The organism is Variovorax sp. NFACC27, assembly GCF_048301545.1.
Classification (GTDB): domain Bacteria; phylum Pseudomonadota; class Gammaproteobacteria; order Burkholderiales; family Burkholderiaceae_C; genus Variovorax; species Variovorax gossypii.
Genome location: NZ_CP157613.1, coordinates 6,670,840 through 6,691,489 on the forward strand (window position 1 = coordinate 6,670,840; position 20,650 = coordinate 6,691,489).

Annotated in this window: 23 protein-coding genes; 15 read left to right on the forward strand and 8 right to left on the reverse strand. The window is 67.4% G+C overall.

What is annotated here, in order from left to right:
- Nucleotides 1-184 precede the first annotated feature (184 nt).
- From ABL840_RS31130 to ABL840_RS31150, 5 genes are all read left to right on the forward strand, one after another.
- Nucleotides 185-1,015 carry an ABC transporter substrate-binding protein gene (locus tag ABL840_RS31130; protein WP_093197978.1) on the forward strand — a complete coding sequence of 277 codons (831 nt, stop codon included), beginning with the start codon at nucleotides 185-187 and terminating at the stop codon, nucleotides 1,013-1,015.
- Nucleotides 1,016-1,185: 170 nt separating this feature from the next.
- The gene (locus ABL840_RS31135; RefSeq protein WP_093197981.1) at nucleotides 1,186-1,881 is read left to right on the forward strand and encodes an amino acid ABC transporter permease; all 696 of its coding nucleotides are present in this window, start codon (nucleotides 1,186-1,188) and stop codon (nucleotides 1,879-1,881) included.
- Between the two features lie 16 nt (nucleotides 1,882-1,897).
- Nucleotides 1,898-2,608 (forward strand): amino acid ABC transporter permease, encoded by a 711-nt coding sequence (locus tag ABL840_RS31140; RefSeq protein ID WP_093302151.1) that lies wholly within the window; start codon nucleotides 1,898-1,900, stop codon nucleotides 2,606-2,608.
- A complete protein-coding gene (locus tag ABL840_RS31145; RefSeq protein ID WP_093302154.1) occupies nucleotides 2,605-3,348 on the forward strand; it encodes an amino acid ABC transporter ATP-binding protein in 744 nt (247 codons plus the stop codon). Before ABL840_RS31140 ends, ABL840_RS31145 begins: the two co-directional genes overlap by 4 nt.
- Nucleotides 3,345-4,346, forward strand: coding sequence for an isopenicillin N synthase family dioxygenase (locus tag ABL840_RS31150; protein WP_093302156.1), 1,002 nt, complete (start codon nucleotides 3,345-3,347; stop codon nucleotides 4,344-4,346). Before ABL840_RS31145 ends, ABL840_RS31150 begins: the two co-directional genes overlap by 4 nt.
- On the opposite strand, the gene ABL840_RS31155 is transcribed toward ABL840_RS31150, so the two are convergent.
- From ABL840_RS31155 to ABL840_RS31165, 3 genes are all read right to left on the reverse strand, one after another.
- Nucleotides 4,289-4,612, reverse strand: coding sequence for a hypothetical protein (locus tag ABL840_RS31155; protein ID WP_093302159.1), 324 nt, complete (start codon nucleotides 4,610-4,612; stop codon nucleotides 4,289-4,291). The two genes, ABL840_RS31150 and ABL840_RS31155, sit on opposite strands and share 58 nt — an antisense overlap.
- On the reverse strand, nucleotides 4,609-5,298 hold the full coding sequence (locus tag ABL840_RS31160; protein WP_093302161.1) for an HAD family hydrolase: 690 nt from the start codon (nucleotides 5,296-5,298) through the stop codon (nucleotides 4,609-4,611). The genes ABL840_RS31155 and ABL840_RS31160 overlap by 4 nt, the downstream gene beginning before the upstream one ends.
- 70 nt (nucleotides 5,299-5,368) lie before the next feature.
- Nucleotides 5,369-6,709, reverse strand: coding sequence for an MFS transporter (locus tag ABL840_RS31165; protein ID WP_093197997.1), 1,341 nt, complete (start codon nucleotides 6,707-6,709; stop codon nucleotides 5,369-5,371).
- A gap of 180 nt (nucleotides 6,710-6,889) precedes the next feature.
- Here ABL840_RS31165 and cyoA point away from each other — a divergent pair, with 180 nt between their 5' ends.
- From cyoA to trhA, 8 genes are read left to right on the forward strand one after another with little or no spacing between them, the layout of a single operon-like run.
- Nucleotides 6,890-7,915, forward strand: a complete 1,026-nt coding sequence (gene cyoA, locus ABL840_RS31170) for a ubiquinol oxidase subunit II (protein ID WP_093197999.1) — start codon at nucleotides 6,890-6,892, stop codon at nucleotides 7,913-7,915.
- 1 nt (nucleotide 7,916) lies between these two features.
- Entirely contained in the window at nucleotides 7,917-9,920 is a 2,004-nt protein-coding gene (gene cyoB, locus ABL840_RS31175) for a cytochrome o ubiquinol oxidase subunit I (RefSeq protein WP_093198002.1), read from the forward strand.
- Nucleotides 9,913-10,563: a cytochrome o ubiquinol oxidase subunit III gene (gene cyoC / locus ABL840_RS31180; RefSeq protein ID WP_093198004.1), complete on the forward strand. Its 651-nt coding sequence runs from the start codon at nucleotides 9,913-9,915 to the stop codon at nucleotides 10,561-10,563. The genes cyoB and cyoC overlap by 8 nt, the downstream gene beginning before the upstream one ends.
- Complete coding sequence (gene cyoD / locus ABL840_RS31185) at nucleotides 10,560-10,964, forward strand: cytochrome o ubiquinol oxidase subunit IV (protein ID WP_093198007.1); 405 nt, start codon at nucleotides 10,560-10,562, stop codon at nucleotides 10,962-10,964. The genes cyoC and cyoD overlap by 4 nt, the downstream gene beginning before the upstream one ends.
- Nucleotides 10,964-11,764: an SURF1 family protein gene (locus ABL840_RS31190; protein ID WP_093302164.1), complete on the forward strand. Its 801-nt coding sequence runs from the start codon at nucleotides 10,964-10,966 to the stop codon at nucleotides 11,762-11,764. Before cyoD ends, ABL840_RS31190 begins: the two co-directional genes overlap by 1 nt.
- Nucleotides 11,745-13,160 (forward strand): ATP-binding protein, encoded by a 1,416-nt coding sequence (locus ABL840_RS31195; RefSeq protein ID WP_093302487.1) that lies wholly within the window; start codon nucleotides 11,745-11,747, stop codon nucleotides 13,158-13,160. The genes ABL840_RS31190 and ABL840_RS31195 overlap by 20 nt, the downstream gene beginning before the upstream one ends.
- Nucleotides 13,157-13,708 carry a response regulator transcription factor gene (locus ABL840_RS31200; RefSeq protein ID WP_093302167.1) on the forward strand — a complete coding sequence of 184 codons (552 nt, stop codon included), beginning with the start codon at nucleotides 13,157-13,159 and terminating at the stop codon, nucleotides 13,706-13,708. The genes ABL840_RS31195 and ABL840_RS31200 overlap by 4 nt, the downstream gene beginning before the upstream one ends.
- Nucleotides 13,709-13,754: 46 nt before the next feature.
- Entirely contained in the window at nucleotides 13,755-14,453 is a 699-nt protein-coding gene (gene trhA, locus ABL840_RS31205) for a PAQR family membrane homeostasis protein TrhA (RefSeq protein ID WP_176947474.1), read from the forward strand.
- 108 nt (nucleotides 14,454-14,561) lie between these two features.
- Here trhA and ABL840_RS31210 read toward each other — a convergent pair whose 3' ends face one another.
- From ABL840_RS31210 to ABL840_RS31225, 4 genes are all read right to left on the reverse strand, one after another.
- Nucleotides 14,562-14,789: a SlyX family protein gene (locus ABL840_RS31210; RefSeq protein ID WP_093302172.1), complete on the reverse strand. Its 228-nt coding sequence runs from the start codon at nucleotides 14,787-14,789 to the stop codon at nucleotides 14,562-14,564.
- Between the two features lie 46 nt (nucleotides 14,790-14,835).
- Nucleotides 14,836-15,729, reverse strand: a complete 894-nt coding sequence (locus ABL840_RS31215) for an SDR family NAD(P)-dependent oxidoreductase (protein WP_093302175.1) — start codon at nucleotides 15,727-15,729, stop codon at nucleotides 14,836-14,838.
- Between the two features lie 64 nt (nucleotides 15,730-15,793).
- Entirely contained in the window at nucleotides 15,794-16,294 is a 501-nt protein-coding gene (locus ABL840_RS31220) for a DUF1097 domain-containing protein (RefSeq protein ID WP_093302177.1), read from the reverse strand.
- Nucleotides 16,295-16,326: 32 nt separating this feature from the next.
- Nucleotides 16,327-17,070, reverse strand: a complete 744-nt coding sequence (locus ABL840_RS31225) for an SDR family oxidoreductase (protein WP_093302181.1) — start codon at nucleotides 17,068-17,070, stop codon at nucleotides 16,327-16,329.
- 124 nt (nucleotides 17,071-17,194) lie between these two features.
- On the opposite strand from ABL840_RS31225, the gene ABL840_RS31230 reads away from it, so the two are divergent.
- Nucleotides 17,195-18,091: a LysR family transcriptional regulator gene (locus ABL840_RS31230; RefSeq protein WP_093302183.1), complete on the forward strand. Its 897-nt coding sequence runs from the start codon at nucleotides 17,195-17,197 to the stop codon at nucleotides 18,089-18,091.
- Nucleotides 18,092-18,095: 4 nt separating this feature from the next.
- On the opposite strand, the gene ABL840_RS31235 is transcribed toward ABL840_RS31230, so the two are convergent.
- A complete protein-coding gene (locus tag ABL840_RS31235) occupies nucleotides 18,096-19,604 on the reverse strand; it encodes an MFS transporter (RefSeq protein ID WP_093302186.1) in 1,509 nt (502 codons plus the stop codon).
- A gap of 113 nt (nucleotides 19,605-19,717) precedes the next feature.
- Here ABL840_RS31235 and ABL840_RS31240 point away from each other — a divergent pair, with 113 nt between their 5' ends.
- Nucleotides 19,718-20,611: a LysR family transcriptional regulator gene (locus ABL840_RS31240; protein ID WP_093302189.1), complete on the forward strand. Its 894-nt coding sequence runs from the start codon at nucleotides 19,718-19,720 to the stop codon at nucleotides 20,609-20,611.
- The last annotated feature ends 39 nt before the right edge of the window (nucleotides 20,612-20,650 follow it).

Here is a 20,650-nt window from a genome sequence, read left to right on the forward strand (position 1 = left end):
GCTGGAGGGAGGCGGGAAGGACCGGGAGAAAGGCGCCCGAAGCGCGTTTTTTGCGCCGCGAATTTAACCCAGCCCGAAAAAGCGGCCTTCAGCTTAACCATATGCATATGTCGATTGACGATTTAATAATCAGGGGTTTTATTGATATGGTCTCGCCCCTCTGCTTTCCACCAAGGAGAAGAACATGCGCATGAACCTGATTGCAGCCGCGGCCCTCGCCGCCTCCACTTTCCTGCTCGGCACCGCCGCACACGCGGACCAGCTGGCCGACATCAAGAAGAAGGGCGAACTGGTCGTCGGCGTGCTCGGCACGGACGAGCCCGCGACCTTCGTCGACCCCAAGACCCGCCAGATCGTCGGCTACGAGGTGGACCTGGTGAACGCCATCGCGAAGAAGATCGGCGTGAAGCCGGTGCTCAAGCAGATCGCCGTGGCCGCGCGCATTCCCGAGCTGCAGCAGGGCCACGTGGACCTGGTGGCCGCCGGCCTCACGCACAACAAGGAGCGCGAGGCGCAGATCGATTTCTCGCTCACCACCTTCGTCACGGGCCAGAAGGCCATCGTGAAGAAGGACAGCGGCATCTCCGAAGTGCCGCAGCTCGCCGGCAAGAAGGTGCTGACCATCCGCGGCGGCACGCAGGAGCCGAACATCCGCAAGGCCGTGCCCAACGTCGAGGTCGTGACCTTCGACACGAGCCAGCAGGCCTTCCAGGCCCTGCAGCAAGGCAAGGGCGTGGGCTACGTGGACGACGAGGCGGCGCTGCTGCGCAGCTACGCCAAGCTGGGCCCGCAGAAGGCGCAGTACGTGGTGCTCAAGCAGAACCTGAGCACCGAGGCACTGGCCATCGGCATCAAGAAGGGCGAGAGCGGCCTGAAGGCCGTGGTGGACGACACGCTGCGCGATCTCGAGAAGTCGGGCGAAGCGCAGAAGATCTTCATCAAGTGGTACGGCCCCGACACGGCATCGGGCTTCCAGTCGCGCGACTTCAAGCTCGAGAGCGACAAGATCGACTGAGCCAGGTCTCGAGCCTTTCTCCTTCCCCCGCTGGGGGAAGGCCGGGATGGGGGCAAGCGGCCTTCGCATGAGCGCCGCGTCTTTCCAGGCGCCGCCGTGCCCCTACCCCAACCCTCCCCCAGCGGGGGAGGGAGCCAAGCCCTCTTGCGGCGGTGATACTGTCGCCCCCCATGCCCCTGTTCGACTATTCCTTGCTGCTGACCGGCAAGTACCACGACATGCTTGTCGCGGGCCTGCTGCTGTCGCTGCAGCTGCTCGCGGCCTCGCTGGTGCTGGCGCTGCCCATCGCGCTGGTGGTGGCGCTGCTGCGGCTGTCGCCCTTCGCCCCGCTGCGCTGGCTCGGCTTTGCGTACGTGGAGTCGATCCGCAACATCCCGCTGCTCGCGCACATGCTCTTCTGGTATTTCGGAGCACCCGAGCTGCTGCCTGAGGACATCAAGCAGTGGCTCTACGCGGGGCACATCGAGGCCTACAGCGCCATCATCGCGCTCGCGCTGTACACGGCGGCCTTCATGGCGGAGGACATCCGAAGCGGCATCCGCGCGATTCCCACCGTGCAGTTCGAGGCCGGCCGCGCGATGGGCTTCAGCTACCTGGCCACCATGCGCCGCGTGGTGCTACCACAGGCACTGCGCGTGACCATCCCGCCGCTCATCTCGCAGACGCTGAGCCTGTGGAAGAACACCTCCATCGCCACCGTGATCGGCGTGGCCGAGCTGATGTACCAGGCCGGCCAGGTCGAGAGCGCGACCTTCCGCAGCTTCGAGTCCTTCGCGTTCGCGAGCGCGGCCTACCTCACGGTGTCGCTGGCGATCACGGGGCTGGCGAGTTGGTATCACCACCGGTATCCGGTGCGGACGATCTGAGGAAGGCGACGGCGCGATGCTTCAGATCATCAACGACTACTGGGTCTACTTTCTCATCGGGCAGTACCCGAACGGCCCGCTTGGCGGGCTGGTGCTCACGCTGCTGCTGGCCTCCTGCGGGCTGGTGCTGGCATTGCCGCTGGGCATCGTGCTCGGGCTGGCGCGCGTGAGCCCGTGGCGCTGGCTGCGCTGGCCGGTCACGGGCTTCGTGTTCGTGGTGCGCGGGCTGCCGCTGCTGATGGTGATCTTCTGGGCCTATTTCTTCCTGCCCAGCGTCACCGGCGTGAAGACCGACCAGTTCACCACCATGCTGATCGCGCTGGTGATCTTCGATGCCGCCTACCTCGCCGAGATCGTGCGCGCCGGCATCCAGGGCCTGCCGCGCGGGCAGATGGAAACCGCCCGCGCACTGGGCCTGGGCTACGGCGCCGCGATGCGCCTCGTGGTGCTGCCGCAGGCGCTGCGCAGCATGCTGCCCTCGCTGGTGAACCAGTTCGTCTCGACCATCAAGGAGACCTCGCTGGGCTACATCATCGGGCTGGCCGAGGTGTCGTTCATCGCGACGCAGATCAACACGCAGGTGTTCACCAAGCCCGCGCAGATCTACCTGATCCTGGGCGGCACGTATTTCATCCTGTGCTTCGGCCTCTCGCGCTTCGCCTACTGGCTGGAACGCCGGCTCGCTCGCCGCGGCATCTCCACCGCCGCCACCAAGGTGTCCGCATGATCGAACTCGAAAAAGTCAACAAGTGGTACGGCAGCTACCACGCGCTGGTCGACGTGACCGAGACCATCCACAAGGGCGAGGTCGTCGTGGTGTGCGGGCCCTCGGGCTCGGGCAAGTCGACGCTGATCCGCACCTTCAACCGGCTGGAGCCGATCCAGTCGGGCCGCATCGTCGTTGACGGGCAGGACATCCACGCGCCGGGCCTGGACGTGAACGAATTCCGCTCGCGCATCGGCTTCGTGTTCCAGCAGTTCAACCTGTTCCCGCATCTCACGGTGCTGCAGAACTGCACGATGGCGCCGATGCAGCTGCGCGGCCTCACGCGCAAGCAGGCCGACGAACGCGCGATGGCGCTGCTGAACCGCGTCGGCCTGTCGAACAAGGCCAACGCCTGGCCGGGCGAACTGTCGGGCGGCCAGCAGCAGCGCGTGGCAATCGCCCGCGCGCTGGCCATGCAGCCGCCGCTGATGCTGTTCGACGAACCCACCAGCGCGCTCGACCCCGAGATGGTCGGAGAGGTGCTGCTGGTGATGCGCGACCTCACGCGCGACGGCATGACCATGGTCTGCGTAACGCACGAGATGGGCTTCGCGCGCGAGGTGGCCGACCGCGTGCTCTTCATGGACGAAGGCAAGGTGCTGGAGCGCGCCACGCCCGACGACTTCTTCAACCGGCCGCAGCATCCGCGCGCGCAGCAGTTCCTGGCCGACATCCGCTCCCCCTTCGCGAGAGACGCATGACCGACTCATCCCTCCCCCTCATCGACGTTTCCGCGCTCGTCGCAGGCACCGCCGGGCGCGATGCCGTCGCCGCGCAGATCGGCGCCGCCTGCCGCGCGCACGGCTTCTTCTACGTGACCGGCCACGGCGTCGACGCCACGCTGGTGAAGCGGCTCGAAGACCTGAGCCACCGCTTCTTCGATCTGCCCGAAGAAACCAAGATGCGGTGGCGCATGGCCCTCGGCGGTCGCGCCTGGCGCGGCTTCTTCCCGCTCGGCGGCGAGCTGACCTCGGGCCGGCCCGACTGGAAGGAAGGCCTGTATCTCGGCACCGAGCTGCCCGCCACGCATCCGCTGGTGCAGGCGAAGACGCCGGTGCACGGGCCGAACCTGTTCCCCGACGTGCCGGGCTTTCGCGAGACCATCCTCGACTACATGGAAGCCGTCACGCAGTTGGGCCACCGGCTGATGGAAGGCATTGCGCTGAGCCTCGGCCTGGAGGCCGGCTACTTCGCCGAGCGCTACACGGCCGACCCGCTGATCCTGTTCCGCCTCTTCAACTACCCGTCGCAACCGGTGCCCGAAGGCCTCGACGTGCAGTGGGGCGTGGGCGAGCACACCGACTACGGGCTGCTGACGATCCTGCACCAGGACCACATCGGCGGCCTCGCGGTGCACACGCCCGATGGATGGATCGACGCGCCGCCGGTGGCGGGCTCCTTCGTCTGCAACATCGGCGACATGCTCGACCGCATGACCGGCGGGCTCTACAAGTCGACGCCGCACCGCGTGAAGCGCAACACCTCGGGGCACGACCGGCTGTCGTTTCCCCTCTTCTTCGATCCGAACTTCGAGGCGCGCGTGCAGCGCATCGAAGGTCTGGCAGGGGCGGAAGCGCGCGACGACAGCGCCGAGCGCTGGGACCGCGCCAACGTGCACGCCTTCAGCGGGCGCTACGGCGACTACCTGCTCGCGAAGGTGTCGAAGGTGTTTCCGCAGTTGCGCGACGAGGTGCTCTGAACGGTGGGCACCGGCTCGTCGAGGAAGGCGTCTTCCCAGCGCTCGACTTCGGCGTCGGGATCGGAGATGGGCACGAGCTTGTCGCTGCGGCAGTAGAAGGTCCAGCCCTCGAACAGCACGTCGTAATAGGTGCCGGGCAGGTAGCGCTCGCTGGGCGCTTCGTAGGGCGCGGAGACCACCTCCACGATCCGGCCCACGGCACGCTCCGTGAAGGGCGACGCCAGGCAGCTGTCGACCACGTGGCAGAGCGTGCCGATCTTGATCATGCGGATTGCGCGTTGCGCGCCGGCTGCGGAAACCAGCGCGGCAGGTGCGCCAGCGCGTCGTGCAGCGAATCGAGCACGTGGAACGCCCGCTCGACGATGGATTCGGGCGGATGCTTGAGATCGGGCACGACCACCACCCGCAAGCCCGCCGCCAGCGCTGCCTTGGCGCCGTTCTCGCTGTCCTCGAAGGCGATGCATTCGGCCGGGTCCACGCCGAGACGCTCGGCCGCGAGCAGGTAGAGCGCCGGATCGGGCTTGGCGCGCACAACCTCGTCGCCGCCCGCGAAGGCCGAGAAGTGGTCCAGCACGCCGAGGCTGCCGAGGCAGGACTGGATCTGCACGCTGGTCGACGACGAAGCCACGGCGCAGCGCGTGCCGCGCTCGCGCAGCGCCGCCAGGATCTCGGCGGCGCCGGGCTTGATCGGGAACAGCGGCGTGCCGTCTGAGCGCTCCAGCTGCAGGCGCTGGCGCACGAGGTCTACTGCGTGGCTGTACGCGTCGGGCCCACCCAGCAGCGAGGCGAGGATCTGCTCGGACTCGGCGGTGGCCAGCCCCACCACCTGCATGTACTGGCTGTGCGAAAGCTCGATGCCGAGCGTGCGGGCGACATCGATCCAGGCAGCCATGATGGGGCGCTCCGAGTCGATCAGCAGCCCGTCCATGTCGAAGATTGCGGCGGCGAACATCGGGGCATCCTAATGAAAAACGAAAAAGGGGCCTGAGCGGCCCCTTTTTTCTTTCCTGTGCGAAGAGACCTCAGTCCCGCGCCAGCGCCCGGTTGAGCCCCAGCGCCGCCAGCGTGGCGATCGCACCCGACAACAGGTACACGCTCACGTAGGCCAGGCCGAAGTGGGCCGAGAGGCCGAGCGCGACCAGCGGAGCGAAGGCCGCGCCGATCAGCCAGGCCACGTCGGCCGTGAGCGCCGCACCGACGTAGCGGTACTTGGGCGCGAAGTTGGAGGTCACCGCGCCGGCTGCCTGGCCGTACGAGAGGCCCAGGATCACGAAGCCCAGCAGGATGAAGATGTCCTGGCCGACGCGGCCGCCGTCGAGCAGCGTGGGAGCGAAGCCGCTGAAGGCAGCGATCACCGCGGCCAGGCCGCCCAGCGTGAAGCGGCGGCCGATGCGGTCGGCCAGCAGGCCCGAGGCCACGATGCCGGCGGCGCCGAAGGCCGCGCCGATCATCTGGATCACCAGGAACTCGGTGACCGACTGGTCGGAGTACAGCGTGATCCACGACAGCGGGAACACCGTGATCAGGTGGAACAGCGCGTAGCTGGCCAGCGCGGCGAACGCACCGATCAGGATGTTGCTGCCCTGGGAGCTGACCAGCTCGGTGACGCTGGTGGGTTCCAGTTCGCGCTCTTCGAGCAGGCGCGAGTACTCGTCGGTGGCCACGAGGCGCAGGCGGGCGAAGAGCGCCACCACGTTGATCGCGAAGGCCACGTAGAAGGAATAGCGCCAGCCCCAGTCGAGGAAGTCTTCCGACGGCAGGCTGGAATACAGGTAGGCGAACAGCGCGCTGGCAATGAAGAAGCCGATGGGAGCGCCCAGCTGGCCCAGCATGGCGTACCAGCCGCGGCGGTTGGCCGGCGCGTTCAGCGCCAGCAGCGACGGCAGGCCGTCCCACGAGCCGCCCAGCGCCAGGCCCTGGCCGAAACGGAACACAGACAGCAGCACGATGGCCGTGAAGCCCAGGCTCGAATAGCCCGGCAGGAAGGCGATACCGGCGGTGGAGGTGCCAAGCACGAAGAGCGCCAGTGTGAGCTTGGCTTCCCGCCCGAAACGTCGCTGGATCATCATCGAGATGACAGTTCCGAACGGACGCGCGATGAAGGCGAACGAGAAGATCAGGAACGAATAGAGAACGCCCTCGAGGTGCTGCTCGAACGGGAAGAAGACCGCCGGGAACACCAGCACCGAGGCGATGCCGTAGACGAAGAAGTCGAAATATTCGGAGGCGCGACCGATGACCACACCGACCGCGATCTCGCCGGGGGCGATGTGCGAGTGGTCGTCGCCCTGCCGGGCGCCGCCGTGATCGGCCGGATTCGGCAGCGGCTGTGCGCCTTGCGAAATGATGCTGGACGTCGTCATTGCTTGCTGTAATTCAGGTGTAACGCCGCGGCGCGACACCATAAGACCATGGGAGACCCCAGAGCGTCGCACCGAATCACATTTACCGCCATAGGACAAAACGTCCAATAGGCGAAACCCGTCATCGGGCGTAGATTGTGGGGTCTTTTTGCGTCGCCCCTGCACCTCTTTTCCCCCGGCATGCACATCCTCAAGAACCTTCGCCGAGCACTCCTGCTGCTCTCCGCCATGCTCCTGGCGGGCTGCAACACGGTGCTGATGAACCCCTCCGGCGACATCGCCCATCAGCAGGGACGCCTCATCGTCGTCTCCACCGTGCTGATGCTGATCATCATCATTCCGGTGATCGGCCTGACCATCTTCTTTGCCTGGCGCTATCGCCAGTCCAACAAGGAAGCCACCTACAGCCCCGACTGGGACCACTCCACCCAGCTCGAGCTGGCGATCTGGGCGGCGCCGCTGCTCATCATCATCGCGCTGGGCGCCATCACCTGGATCAGCACCCACGTGCTCGACCCCTACCAGCCGCTGCGCCGCCTCGACGCCCAGCGTCCGATTCCGGCGGAAACCAAGCCGCTGACGGTCGAAGTGGTGGCCCTCGACTGGAAGTGGCTCTTCATCTACCCCGAGCAGGGCATCGCCACGGTGAACGAGCTGGCCGCCCCGGTCGACCGTCCGATCACCTTCAAGATCACGGCCTCCTCGGTGATGAACTCCTTCTTCATCCCCGCGCTGGCCGGCCAGATCTACGCCATGCCCGGCATGGAAACCAAGCTGCACGCCGTCATCAACAAGCCGGGCGAGTTCGAAGGCTTCTCCGCCAACTACAGCGGCGCCGGCTTCTCGGGCATGCGCTTCAAGTTCCACGGCCTGAGCAACGAAGGCTTCGACCAGTGGGTGCAGAAGGTCAAGACCGGCAAGGACGGCGAACTCTCTCGCGACCTCTACAAGAAGCTCGAAGTGCCGAGCGAGCGCGAGCCCGTGCGCCACTACCCCACCGTTGCCTCCGACCTGTACGACGCGATCCTCAACCAGTGCGTGGACCGCAACAAGATGTGCATGAAGGAAATGATGGCCATCGACGCCAGCGGCGGCATGGGCAAGCCCGGCGCCTTCAACGTCGCCACCAAGCAGGCATGGGACGTCGACTCCCTCGATACGCCCAAGCGCAAGTACGTCACCGCGATGTGCACCACCGAAGAATAAGATGTTGCAGAACCTTGACCTGACGAAGCTCGTCTTCGGCCGCCTCTCCTGGGAGGCGATTCCCCTGCACGAGCCGATCCTGCTCGTGACCTTTGCCGGCGTGATCCTGGGCGGCCTGGCCGTCCTGGGCGCACTGACCTACTTCAAGCTGTGGGGCACCCTGTGGCGCGACTGGATCACCAGCATCGACCACAAGAAGATCGGCATCATGTACATCATCCTGGGCCTGGTGATGCTGCTTCGCGGCTTCGCCGACGCGCTCATGATGCGCGCCCAGCAGGCCATCGCCTTCGGCGACAACGCGGGCTTCCTGCCGCCGCACCACTACGACCAGATCTTCACCGCCCACGGCGTGATCATGATCTTCTTCGTGGCGATGCCGCTGGTCACGGGCCTCATGAACTTCGTGGTGCCGCTGCAGATCGGCGCGCGCGACGTGGCCTTCCCGTTCCTGAACAACTTCAGCTTCTGGATGACCACCTTCGGCGCAGGCCTGGTGATGGCGTCGCTGTTCGTCGGCGAGTTCGCCAAGACCGGCTGGCTGGCCTACCCGCCGCTGTCGGGCATCCTCTTCAGCCCCGACGTGGGGGTCGACTACTACATATGGTCGTTGCAGATAGCGGGGGTGGGCACGTTGCTTTCCGGCGTGAACCTGCTGGCCACCATCGTGAAGATGCGCGCACCCGGCATGACCATGATGAAGATGCCCGTCTTCACGTGGACCGCCCTGTGCACCAACGTGCTGATCGTCGCCGCCTTCCCGGTGCTGACCGCCGTGCTGGCCCTGCTGTCGCTCGACCGCTACGCAGGCACCAACTTCTTCACGAACGACCTCGGCGGCAACGCCATGATGTACGTGAACCTGATCTGGATCTGGGGCCACCCCGAGGTGTACATCCTGATCCTGCCGGCCTTCGGCATCTTCTCGGAAGTGGTCTCCACGTTCTCCGGCAAGCGCCTCTTCGGCTACGCCTCCATGGTGTACGCCACGGTCGTGATCACCATCCTGTCGTACCTGGTCTGGCTGCACCACTTCTTCACCATGGGCTCCGGCGCCAGCGTGAACTCGTTCTTCGGCATCACGACGATGATCATCTCGATCCCGACGGGCGCGAAGATCTTCAACTGGCTCTTCACCATGTACCGCGGCCGCATCCGTTTCGAGCTGCCCATGATGTGGACCATCGGCTTCATGATCACCTTCGTGATCGGCGGCATGACCGGCGTGCTGCTGGCCGTTCCCCCGGCCGACTTCGTGCTGCACAACAGCCTGTTCCTGATCGCCCACTTCCACAACGTGATCATCGGCGGCGTGCTGTTCGGCATGCTGGCGGGCATCACCTACTGGTTCCCGAAGGCCTTCGGCTACAAGCTCGACCCGTTCTGGGGCAAGTGCTCGTTCTGGTTCTGGATCGTCGGCTTCTGGTTCGCCTTCATGCCGCTGTACATCCTGGGCCTGATGGGCGTCACCCGCCGCATGAGCCACTTCCAGGACATGTCGCTGCAGATCTGGTTCCAGGTCGCCGCCTTCGGCGCCGTGCTGATCGCGCTGGGCATCGCCTCGTTCCTGATCCAGCTGGTGGTGAGCTTCATCCGCCGCGACAAGCTGCGCGACACCACGGGCGACCCGTGGAACGGCCGTACGCTGGAATGGGCGACCTCGTCGCCGCCGCCGGCCTACAACTTCGCGTTCACGCCGCGCGTGCATGACAACGACGCCTGGTCCGACATGAAGGCCCGCGGCTACCAGCGCCCGCTGGAAGGCTTCAGCCCGATCCACATGCCCAAGAACACGGCCGCCGGCTTCATCATCGCGGCGCTGGCAGCGGTTTGCGGCTTCGCCCTGATCTGGCAGATGTGGCTGGTGGCCGGCATCGGCTTCGTCGCCATGCTCGCCGCCACGATCATCCACACCTTCAACTACAAGCGCGACTACTACATCCCCGCGGAAGATGTCGTCCGCACCGAAGACGCGCGCACGCGCCTGCTGGCTGCCAATGTCTAATACCACCGCTATCTCTTCCCCCGGCAACGTGGCCGCGAGCGCGCCCGCGTTCGAGGTCTTCAACGTCCGCAACGAAGACCACCACCCCGAGAACGGCACGCTGCTGGGCTTCTGGCTCTACCTGATGAGCGACTGCCTCATCTTCGCCTGCCTGTTCGCGGTGTACGGCGTGCTGGGCCGCAGCTACGCGGCCGGCCCCTCGGGCGCCGACCTGTTCGACCTGCCGCTGGTGGCGATCAACACCTCGCTGCTGCTGCTGTCGTCCATCACCTACGGCTTCGCCGTGCTCGAGATGCAGAAGCGCCGCATGCGCGGCATGCTGATCTGGCTGGCCATCACCGGCCTGCTGGGCGCAGGCTTCATCGGCCTGGAGCTGTACGAGTTCGCGCACCTGATCCATGAAGGCGCGGGCCCGCAGCGCAGCGCCTTCCTGTCGTCGTTCTTCGCGCTGGTGGGCACCCACGGCCTGCACGTGACCTTCGGCATCGTCTGGCTCATCGTGCTGATGATCCAGCTGCCCAAGCACGGCTTCACCGCCGCCAACCGCCGCCGCCTGATGTGCCTGTCGATGTTCTGGCACTTCCTGGACGTGGTCTGGATCGGCGTCTTCACCTTCGTGTATCTGATGGGATCGCTGCAATGAGCGCGCACACCGAAACCGCCGGCCACGGCGCACATGGCCACGACGACCACGGGCACGATGACGGCCCGGTGAGCCACAGCACCTTCAAGGGCTACATGACCGGCTTCGTGCTGGCCGTGATCCTCACCGCCATTCCGTTCTGGCTCGTGATGGCCAAGGTCTTCGACAAGCCCAACACCACCGCGCTCGTCATCCTGGCCTTCGCCGTGGTGCAGATCGTGGTGCACATGGTGTACTTCCTGCACATGGACGCCAAGTCCGAGGGCGGCTGGAACATGCTGGCGCTCATCTTCACGCTCGTGCTCGTGGTCATCACGCTGGCCGGTTCGCTGTGGGTCATGTACCACATGAACACCAACATGATGCCGCACTCGATGCACGACATGAAGAACATGCCCTGATGGCGCAGCAGGCCGTCCGCCGGCGCTCCACCGCCGCACGGGTGGCGCTGGCGGTCTGCGCAGTCCTCGCCTTCGCCGGCTTCTTCGCGCTCGGCACCTGGCAGGTCGAGCGCAGGGCCTGGAAGCTCGATCTCATCGCACGCGTCGACCAGCGCGTGCATGCCCCGGCCGCCACGGCCCCCGGGCGAACTGAATGGCCCACGGTCAACGCGGCCAACGACGAATACCGGCATGTCCGCCTTGCCGGCACCTTCCTCCACGACAAAGAGACGCTGGTGCAGGCCAGCACCAGGCTGGGCGCCGGCTTCTGGGTGCTGACCCCGCTGCGCAGCAGCGCCGACGGCACCGTGGTGCTCGTCAACCGCGGCTTCGTGCCGCCTGAAGCGCAGAAGCGCGCGACGCGTACCGCGACCGAACCGCAGGGCGAGACCACCGTGGCCGGCCTGCTGCGCCTGACCGAGCCCAAGGGCGGCTTCCTGCGCAAGAACGATCCGGCCGGCGACCGCTGGTTCTCGCGCGACGTGCAGGCCATCGCCGCAGCGCGCGGCCTGGCCGACGTGGCGCCCTACTTCGTCGATGCGGAGGCCGCGCCGCCCCCTGCGAATGCCACCAACACCCCCGCCTGGCCCGCCGGCGGCCTGACTGTCATTTCCTTTCCCAACAGCCACCTCGTCTACGCCCTGACCTGGTATGGCCTTGCCCTGATGGTGCTGATCGCGGCCTGGTTCGTGCGGCGCAGCGAAAATGCGGCCCATGCCGACGCCCGCCCCGCCGACCAAGATGCCCGCCGCGACGGCTGAGTCCGCCGCGGTCGCGGGCGAGCTGCACCCGCCCCGCGCCGGCGTCGCGAGCCTGGACAACGCCATCGGCCACCAGAACATGCAGCAGCTGATACAGCTGCGCTGGTTCGCCGTGGTCGGGCAGGTCGCCACCATCCTGGTGGTGCACTACGGCTTCGAGATCCGGCTGCCGCTGGACCACATGCTGCAGGTGCTGGCCTGCCTCGCCCTCTTCAACATGGTGAGCCTGCTGCGCTCGCGCAGCCACCGGCGCGTGACCAACGGCGAACTGTTCCTCGCGCTGCTGGTCGACGTGGCCACGCTCACGGCGCAGCTCTACCTCAGCGGCGGCGCGACCAACCCTTTCGTGTTTCTCTTCCTGCTGCAGGTGACGCTGGGCGCGGTGCTGCTGAAGGCCTGGTCGACCTGGACCATGGTCGTCATCACCAGCATCTGCTTTGCCGGGCTGGCGCTGTTCTCGCGCCCGCTCGCACTGCCGCTTGACCACGACCGCGGCCTGTGGAGCCCCTACATCCAGGGCATGCTGGTGTGCTTCGCGCTGAACGCTGCCCTGCTGGTGATCTTCATCACCCGCATCAGCCGCAACCTGCGCGCCCGCGACGCGCGGCTGGCCGACCTGCGCCAGCGCGCCTCGGAAGAAGAGCACATCGTGCGCATGGGCCTGCTGGCCTCGGGCGCGGCGCACGAGCTCGGCACGCCGCTGGCCACGCTGGCGGTGATCCTGGGCGACTGGCGCCGGCTGCCGCATTTCAGCTCCGACCCCGAACTGCTGACCGAGGTGGCCGAGATGGAGCTGCAGATCCAGCGCTGCAAGAGCATCGTGAGCGGCATCCTGCTGTCGGCCGGCGAGGCGCGCGGCGAATCGTCGGAGGAAACCACCGTCAGCACCTTCCTCGACGACCTGGTCGAGGAATGGCGCACCACCCGCCCGGTGGAAGACTTCGAGTACGACAACCGCTTCGGCCGCGACCTGCCCATGGTTTCCGACTCGGCCCTCAAGCAGATGATCTGCAACGTGCTCGACAATGCGCTGGAGGCGTCGCCGCACTGGCTGCGCCTCGAGGCGGCGCACGACGCCGACGCGCTGACGATCACCGTCACCGACGCGGGCCCCGGCTTCCTGCCGGCCATCCTCAAGGAGTTCGGCAAACCCTACCAGTCGAGCAAGGGCCGCGCTGGCGGCGGGCTGGGGCTGTTCCTGGTGGTGAACGTGGCGCGTACCGTGGGCGGCCGCGTCGCGGCGGCCAACCGGCCGGAGGGCGGCGCCATCGTGAAGATCACGCTGCCGCTCGCGGCCATCGTGCTCGAGGAAGAAGAGACGGAAGTGGACGACGACGCGGACGACGAGGAAGCCCTCGCCGCCAGCCAGCAGGACCATCGGAATGGAAGGCAATGAGCGAAACGGAAGCTGAAGAGCAGCGCCAGTTGCTGATCGTCGAGGACGACGGCGCCTTCGCGCGCGCGCTCGGCCGTTCCTTCGAGCGCCGCGGCTATGCAGTGGCGCACGCGAGCAACCTCGCGGAAGTGGAATCCCTGCTGGCCACCTCCACGCCCGGCTATGCCGTGGTCGACCTCAAGCTCAACGGCGAGGCCTCGGGCCTGGCCTGCGTGCAGATGCTGCACCGGCACAACCCGAAGATGCTGATCGTGGTGCTCACGGGCTTCGCCAGCATCGCCACCGCGGTGGAAGCCATCAAGCTCGGCGCCTGCCACTACCTGGCCAAGCCCTCGAACACCGACGACATCGAGGCCGCCTTCGGCCGCGCCACCGGCACCACCGAGGTCGAGCTGACCAACCGCTCCACCTCGATCAAGACGCTCGAATGGGAGCGCATCCACGAGACGCTGGCCGAGACCGGCTTCAACATCTCGGAGACCGCGCGCAGGCTCGGCATGCACCGGCGCACGCTGGCGCGCAAGCTGGGCAAGCAGCAGGTCAAGTAGCCGACCGGCTTTCATCGAACAAACCACTCTTGCGCACGGATCGACGATGACCTCCTCCCTTCCCTCGCAGACACGCGCCTCTCAACGCAGCAAAGCCTCCGTCCTCGCGGCACGCGACCAGACGGCGATGGAAGAGCTCTTCAACGCCCTGAGCCACGGCCTGGGCCTTGCGCTGGCCATCGCCTCGCTGCCCATCCTGGTCTACAGCGCGGCGCAGAAGGGCCAGGCCGCGGGCGTGGTCGGCGCCAGCCTGTTCGCGGGCACCGCCATCGTGCTGTACCTGATCTCGACGCTCTACCACGCGCTGCCGATCGGCCGCGCCAAGGCCTGGTTCAACCGGCTGGACCACGCCGCCATCTACCTCTTCATCGCGGGCAGCTACATGCCCTTCCTGTTCGGCGTGCTGCGCGGCCCGCTGGGCTGGACGCTGTTCGGTGCCATCTGCGCGGCGGCGGCGCTGGGCGTGAGCGCCAAGCTGTTCAACCGACTGAAGCATCCGCTGTGGTCCACCGGCCTTTACGTGGCGATGGGCTGGATGGCGCTGATGGCCGCGGTGCCGCTGTACGAGCGCATGTCGGCGGCGGGACTTGGCTGGCTGGTGGCCGGCGGGCTCTTCTACACAGCCGGCGCGGTGGTGTTCCTGTTCGACAACAAGGTGCGCTTCGCTCATTCGGTGTGGCACCTGTTCGTGCTCGCGGGAAGCACCTGCCACTTCTTCGCCGTGCTCTGGCACGCACATGGGTAACTCCCCCAGGCTTCGCGCACTTCCTGTCGCTTCGCCAACCCCCTCACCGGGGGCAGCACCGGCGGCCCGGCAAAGCCGGTTCCGCGGTGCTCCTCGAAAAATCTCCGATCAATAGTGCGGAGGGAGTTCGTCGCGTGGGTTGCGCGCGGCGCCATCCTGGCCTGAGCTCTGCATCTGCTCCTTCAGCTGCGTGACCTGCAGGATCAGCCTGTCGATCTGCTGCTGCTGGCGATAGATCGTCATGTTGAGCTGGTCGAGCAGGTCTTCGGCATAGCTCGACTTGATCTCGAGCTCGGTCACGCGTTCGGCAATGAGGTCGTGGGGCGGGTTTTCCATGCCGCTATTGGACAGGAAGACCGCCCCGCTCTTTGTGACGCCTTGCTTAGCGACGCACTTTCGCATCGAGCAGGTCGGCCATGCCGATGCGCTTCGCGAACTCGATGCGCACGCGTTCCGATACCTCGAACACCTCTGCCGCGCCATCGCCCACGAAGTCGATCAGCGAACGCATCGGCCGGGTGCCGGCCGGCAGGCCCACGATGCGCACGATCTCGTCGGCCACGGCCTGCGGGTCGGCGTTGTCGGGCGTCAGCGCCGAGAGGCGCGCGCCGATCTGGTCCATCAGGCCGTCGTAGCGGCCGTAGGCAGCTGCGGTCGCAGCATCGGCCGGCTTGCCTGCGCTTGGGAAGTGGTCGGTGCCTTTGGTGAAGGCGCCCGGCACGACGATCGAGGTTTCGATGCCGAAGCGCGCGATCTCGTAGGCCAGCGTGACCGCCAGCGAATCCATTGCCGCCTTGGCCGCGCCGTAGGGGCCCATGAACGGCGGGAAGCCGCCCTTGGTGGTGGTGCTGCTGATCCACAGCATCAGCCCCGACTCCTGGGCCCGCAGGTACGGCAGCACCGCGCGGTTCACGCGCTGCGCGCCGAGCACGTTGGTGTCGAACACCTTCACGATCTCCTCGGGCGTGAAGGCCTCCGTGGGCCCGACCACCAGATGGCCGGCGTTCTGCATCACGACGTCGAGATGGCCCTGCTCCCGCACGATGGTCGCGGCGGCCGCGTCGGCCGATTCCTGCGAGAGCACGTCGAGTTCGAGCGGATGCAGCTGGATGTTCTTCGCCGCGGCCAGCGCGCGCAGTTCGGCGGCGCGGCCGTTGTTGCGCCCGGCGATGTCGCGCATCGAGGCGTAGACGATGTGGCCCGCCTCGGCGAGCGACTGGGCGGTGAGCTTGCCGATGCCGGTACCGGCGCCGGTGACGAGGATGACGGATTGCATGATGAAACTCCTGGAATCAATGAACGAATGAATGAAATGCGAGGGGTCGACGAGCGCGTCTTCTTCAATGCACGCGCCGCTGCAGCGCATGGGCGGTCCACGCGGCTACCGAGCCCAGCGCGGCGGCGCCGGCCAGCGTTCCGAACAGCGAGAGTGACGGCGGTTGGTGGATCGCGAAGAAGGCGATCAGCCCGAGGAAGTAGCACAGCAGGTTGTTCAGGCGCGGCACGCCGCGCAGCGACACCACGACGAGCGCAACGACCAGCACCACCAGCGGCAGTGCCATGGCACCCACGACGGGGCCCAGTGCCCCGATGGCCAGGGCCGCCGCCTTGCCGATCAGCACGCCGAGCCCCACGCACACGAGGTTGAACACGCCGTCGCGCGCCGTGACGCCGCGGGTGTAGAAGGCCACCCAGCCGACGAACATCGCCCACACGGGCAGTTCGAGGACGAGGGCCAGCGCCGAGGCGGCGGCGGCAACCACCGCGGCAGCCAGCGTGAAGGCCGAATAGGCCAGGCTGAAGAAGCGCGGGGCGGCAGCGGACGGATTTGGTCGGCTCATGACGATTTCTCCTGGGAACGGGCCGGCGTGCTTCAAGCCAGGCCGCCGTTGGCGCGCAGGATCTGGCCGTTGACCCAGCCTGCGTCGGGGCCGGCCAGGAACGAAACCACCGAGGCGATGTCCTCGGGCTGGCCCAGGCGCTGCAACGGCGGCGCCTTCGCGAAGTTCTGGATCTGCTCCTCGGTCTTGCCCTCGAGGAAGAGCGCCGTGGCGATCGGCCCCGGCGCCACGGCATTCACCGTGATGTTGCGGCCACGCAGTTCCTTGGCGAACACGTGCGTGAAGGACTCGACCGCCGCCTTGGTGGCGTTGTAGATCGCATAGCCCGGCATGTTCAGCGCGAGCACCGTGCTCGAGAAGTTGACGATGCGCCCGCCCTCGTTGAGGCGCGCGGCGGCCTCGCGCAGCGTGTTGAAGGTGCCGCGCACGTTGATGTCGAAGGTCTGGTCGTAGAGCGCGTCGGTGTGCTCGGCCAGCGGCAGGGTCTTGAGCACGCCGGCGTTGTTGACCAGCACGTCGACCTTGCCGAGCTGCGCCTCGACGGCGTCGAACATGGCACGCACTTCGCCGGCGCTGGCCACGTCGGCCTTGACGGCGATGGCCCTGCCGCCGGCGGCCTGGAGTTCGGCCACGAGGGCCTCGGCCTGCGCCGGGCTCGACGCATAGTTGACGGCGACCGCGAAGCCGTCCCTGGCGAGGCGCTGCGCGACGGCGGCGCCGATGCCGCGCGATGCGCCGGTGACGATGGCGACCTTGGATCGGGATGAGTGGGTCATGGCTGTTCCTTTGCAGTGGTGGGTGGTTGGTGAAGCGAATCTTCGATCGTTCCATCCAAAAGATAATCAGGCTTCATTTGCCATTACCATTCCATTTACTTCAACAATAGAACCGGCGCCACCCATGGACCGCTTCCAGGAAATGCAGGCCTTCGTGCGCATCGCCGAGCGCCAGAGCTTCACGCAGGCATCCGAAGACCTGCAGATTCCCCGTGCGACAGTCACCAACCTGATCAAGCGCGTCGAACAGCGCATAGGCACCCGGCTGCTGGAGCGCACCACCCGCACCGTGCGCCTCACGCAGGACGGCGAGGCCTACTACCGCCGCTGCGTGCGGCTGCTGGCCGACGTGGAAGAGGCCGAGGGCCTGTTCCGCGACGCCGCGCCCAAGGGCCTGCTGCGAGTGAACCTGCAGGGCACGCTGGCGCGTCATTTCGTGGTGCCGGCGCTGCCGGGCTTCCTGGCGCGCTACCCGGAGCTGGAGCTGCACATCGGCGAGGACGACCGCCTCGTCGACCTGGTGCGCGAGGGCGTCGACTGCGTGCTGCGCGCGGGCACGCTGCAGGACTCGTCGATGGTCGGGCGGCGCGTGGCGCTGCTGCCGCAGGTCACGGTGGCGAGCCCGGCCTACCTGGCGGCGCACGGCGAGCCGCGGAGTCCGGAGGAATTGGCCTCGCACCGCGCCATCCACTACATCTCCAGCGCCACGGGCAAGGCGGTGCCGCTCGAATTCACGGTCGACGGGCGGGTGACGAGCGTGCAGCTCGGCGGCATCGTCTCGGTGACCGGGGCCGACCTGTACACCGGCTCGGCCGTCGCGGGACTGGGGCTGGTGCAGGTGCCGCGCTACCGCGTGGCCGGCGAACTGGCGGACGGACGGCTGAAGATTCTGCTGCCGGAGTTCGCGCCGCCGCCGATGCCGGTCTCCGTGCTCTATGCGCAGAACCGGCAGCTGTCGTCGCGCGTGCGCGTGTTCACGCAGTGGCTGCGCGACATCTTCGAGGCCGCCGAAGCGGCCTGAATCATCAGCAGGCCGTCGACTCCAGCGCCACGGCGCCGGCCTCGGCATGCGTCTCGCCGCGCAGGAAGGCGAACACGACGATTGCCGTCAGCACCGTCACGCCAGCCAGCACGTACAGCAGCGTGCCGAACGCCGCGCCATAGGCATGCAGCAGCCCCGCGCGGTCAATTCCGGGCAGCAGCGCCAGCGCTTGCGCGAGGTTTCCGGTGGTCACGCGCTGCGCCGCCTGCGATCCGGCAGCGGCATGGCCCAGCTGCGCCGTCACCAGCGCAGTCAGCCCGGCGCCGACCAGCGCCAGCGCAATGCCCTCCCCCGCCACCCGCACCGTGTTGAAGATGCCCGAGGCCATGCCCGCGCGCTCGCGCGGCACCACGCTCACGGCCAGCCCGTCCATCAGGCCCCAGGGCAGTCCGATGCCGGCGCCGATCAGCAGCAGCGGCCACACCATTCCGGCGAGCGGCGTGCCCGGCGCACAGCGGCTGAGCCAGAACAAGCCGGCGGCGCACACCAGCAGCCCCACGGCCGAGATCGCGCCCGCCGAGAACCGGTGCGCCAGCGATGCCGCCAGCGTCGGCACGACGAGGATCGGCCCCGAGAGCGCGAACATGAAGGCGCCCGCCTCGATCGCGCTGCGCCCTTCTAGCCCCACGAAGCGGATCGGCAGCAGCACCAGCAGCACGACGAAACCGTAGGCCGGCGCGGCGGCCAGCAGTTGCACGCCCACGAAGCGCGGAAAGCGGAACAGCGACAGGTCGAGCATCGGATGCGCCACGCGCCTCTCGATGGCGACGAAGACGGCGCCCATCGCCGCCGCGCCCGCCAGCGCGCCGAGCACCCACGGGCTGCCCCAGCCACTGTCGGGCGCCTGCAGCACGCCCAGCGTCAGCAAGCTCAGCGCGGCGGTGAAGCTCAGGGTGCCCGGCACGTCGAGCCTCATGGCCTGCGGGTTGCGCGATTCATGCATCGACAGCGCGGCGATGCACAGCGCCGCGAGGCTGACCGCGCCGGGGCTCAGCATCACCGCCTGCCAGCCGAAGCTCTCCGCGAGCCAGCCCGAGAGGATGGAGCCGCAGGACAGCCCCACGCCGAACGAGGTGCCGATCAGGCTGAATGCCCGCGTACGGGCCGCGCCGTCGAACACCTGCGCCAACGCGGCCGTGCCCGCCGCGAAGGCCGCCGCCGAGCCCAGCCCCTGCAGCGCACGCGCCAGGTCGAAGGACACGATGCCCGGCGCCAGGGTCAGCAGCGAGGCGCTGAGCGCCACCACCGCGAGCCCCAGCAGGAAGACGCGCTTGCGCCCGTATGCATCGGCCAGCGCGCCGGCGGCCATCAGCGTGGCGCCGAAGCTCAGCATGAAGGCGTTGGTCACCCAGTTGAGCTGCACCGGGCTGCCGCCCAGGGCATCGCGGACGGCGGGCAGCACCACCGCCGGGCCGGTGAAGCTCAGCGGCATGCCCAGCGCCGCGAGGCAAACAGCGGCCAGGAGCCAGTTTCTGGAGGAGGACGGGGACATCGGGAGCGTGCTTTCGCGGAAGGTGGAAAAGGAAGGCACGAAGATAGAAAGGAATCAATGCAATGAGAATTGCCCCATTGCTCCTCACACTCCCAACCAAAGGTTGCCAATCCATGGACAGCTTCAGCGGACTCGAATCCTTCGTGCGAGCGGCCGACCACGCGAGCTTCGCCAAGGCCGGCCGGGAGCTCGGCATCTCGGCCTCGGCGGTGGGCAAGAACGTCGCGCGGCTCGAGCAGCAGCTCGGCGTGCGCCTCTTCAACCGCACCACGCGGCACATGCGGCTGACGCAGGAAGGTGCCCTCTTCCACGAGCGCTGCCGCCGCATCCTCGACGAGCTGGACGACGCGCGGGCCATGATGCAGGACGCCGTGGCCGCCCCGCGCGGACGCCTGCGGGTGAGCCTGCCGACCATCGGCTATCGCTTCCTGCTGCCGATCCTGCCGGCCTTCAGGGAGCGCTACCCCGAGATCGAGCTCGACCTCGACTTCAACGACAGGCTGGTCGACGTGATCGCCGAGGGCGTCGACGTGGCGATCCGCAGCGGCGACCTGGTCGACTCGCAACTGGTGGCGCGCCGGCTCGGCCCGTTCCGCTTCGTGCTGGTGGCTTCGCCTGCCTACCTGGAACGCCACGGCGTGCCGCAGATCCCCGCCGACCTCGCTCGGCACACCTGCCTGCGCTACAAGTTCGTCACCGGCGGAAAGATCGAGGACTGGGACCTGCCCGGCCTGCCCACGCAACTGCCGCCCGGCCTGCTGTGCAACAACATGGAAGCCATGCTGGGCGCGGCCGTCGCCGGCCTCGGCGTGGCCTACATGCCCGACTTCCTCGCGCGCGATTCGCTGTGCCGCGGCGAGCTGCAGCGCGTGCTGGCTACGCACCTCGTGCGGCAGGGCCAGTTCTCGGCGCTTTGGCCGTCGAGCCGGCAGCTGTCGCCCAAGGTGCGGGCGTTCGTGGATTTCGCGGGGGAGCGCATGTTCAGGGAGGAAGCCATGGCGCCATGACCGGACGCCAGCCGCTCCAGACTGAATTCAGACCATAAT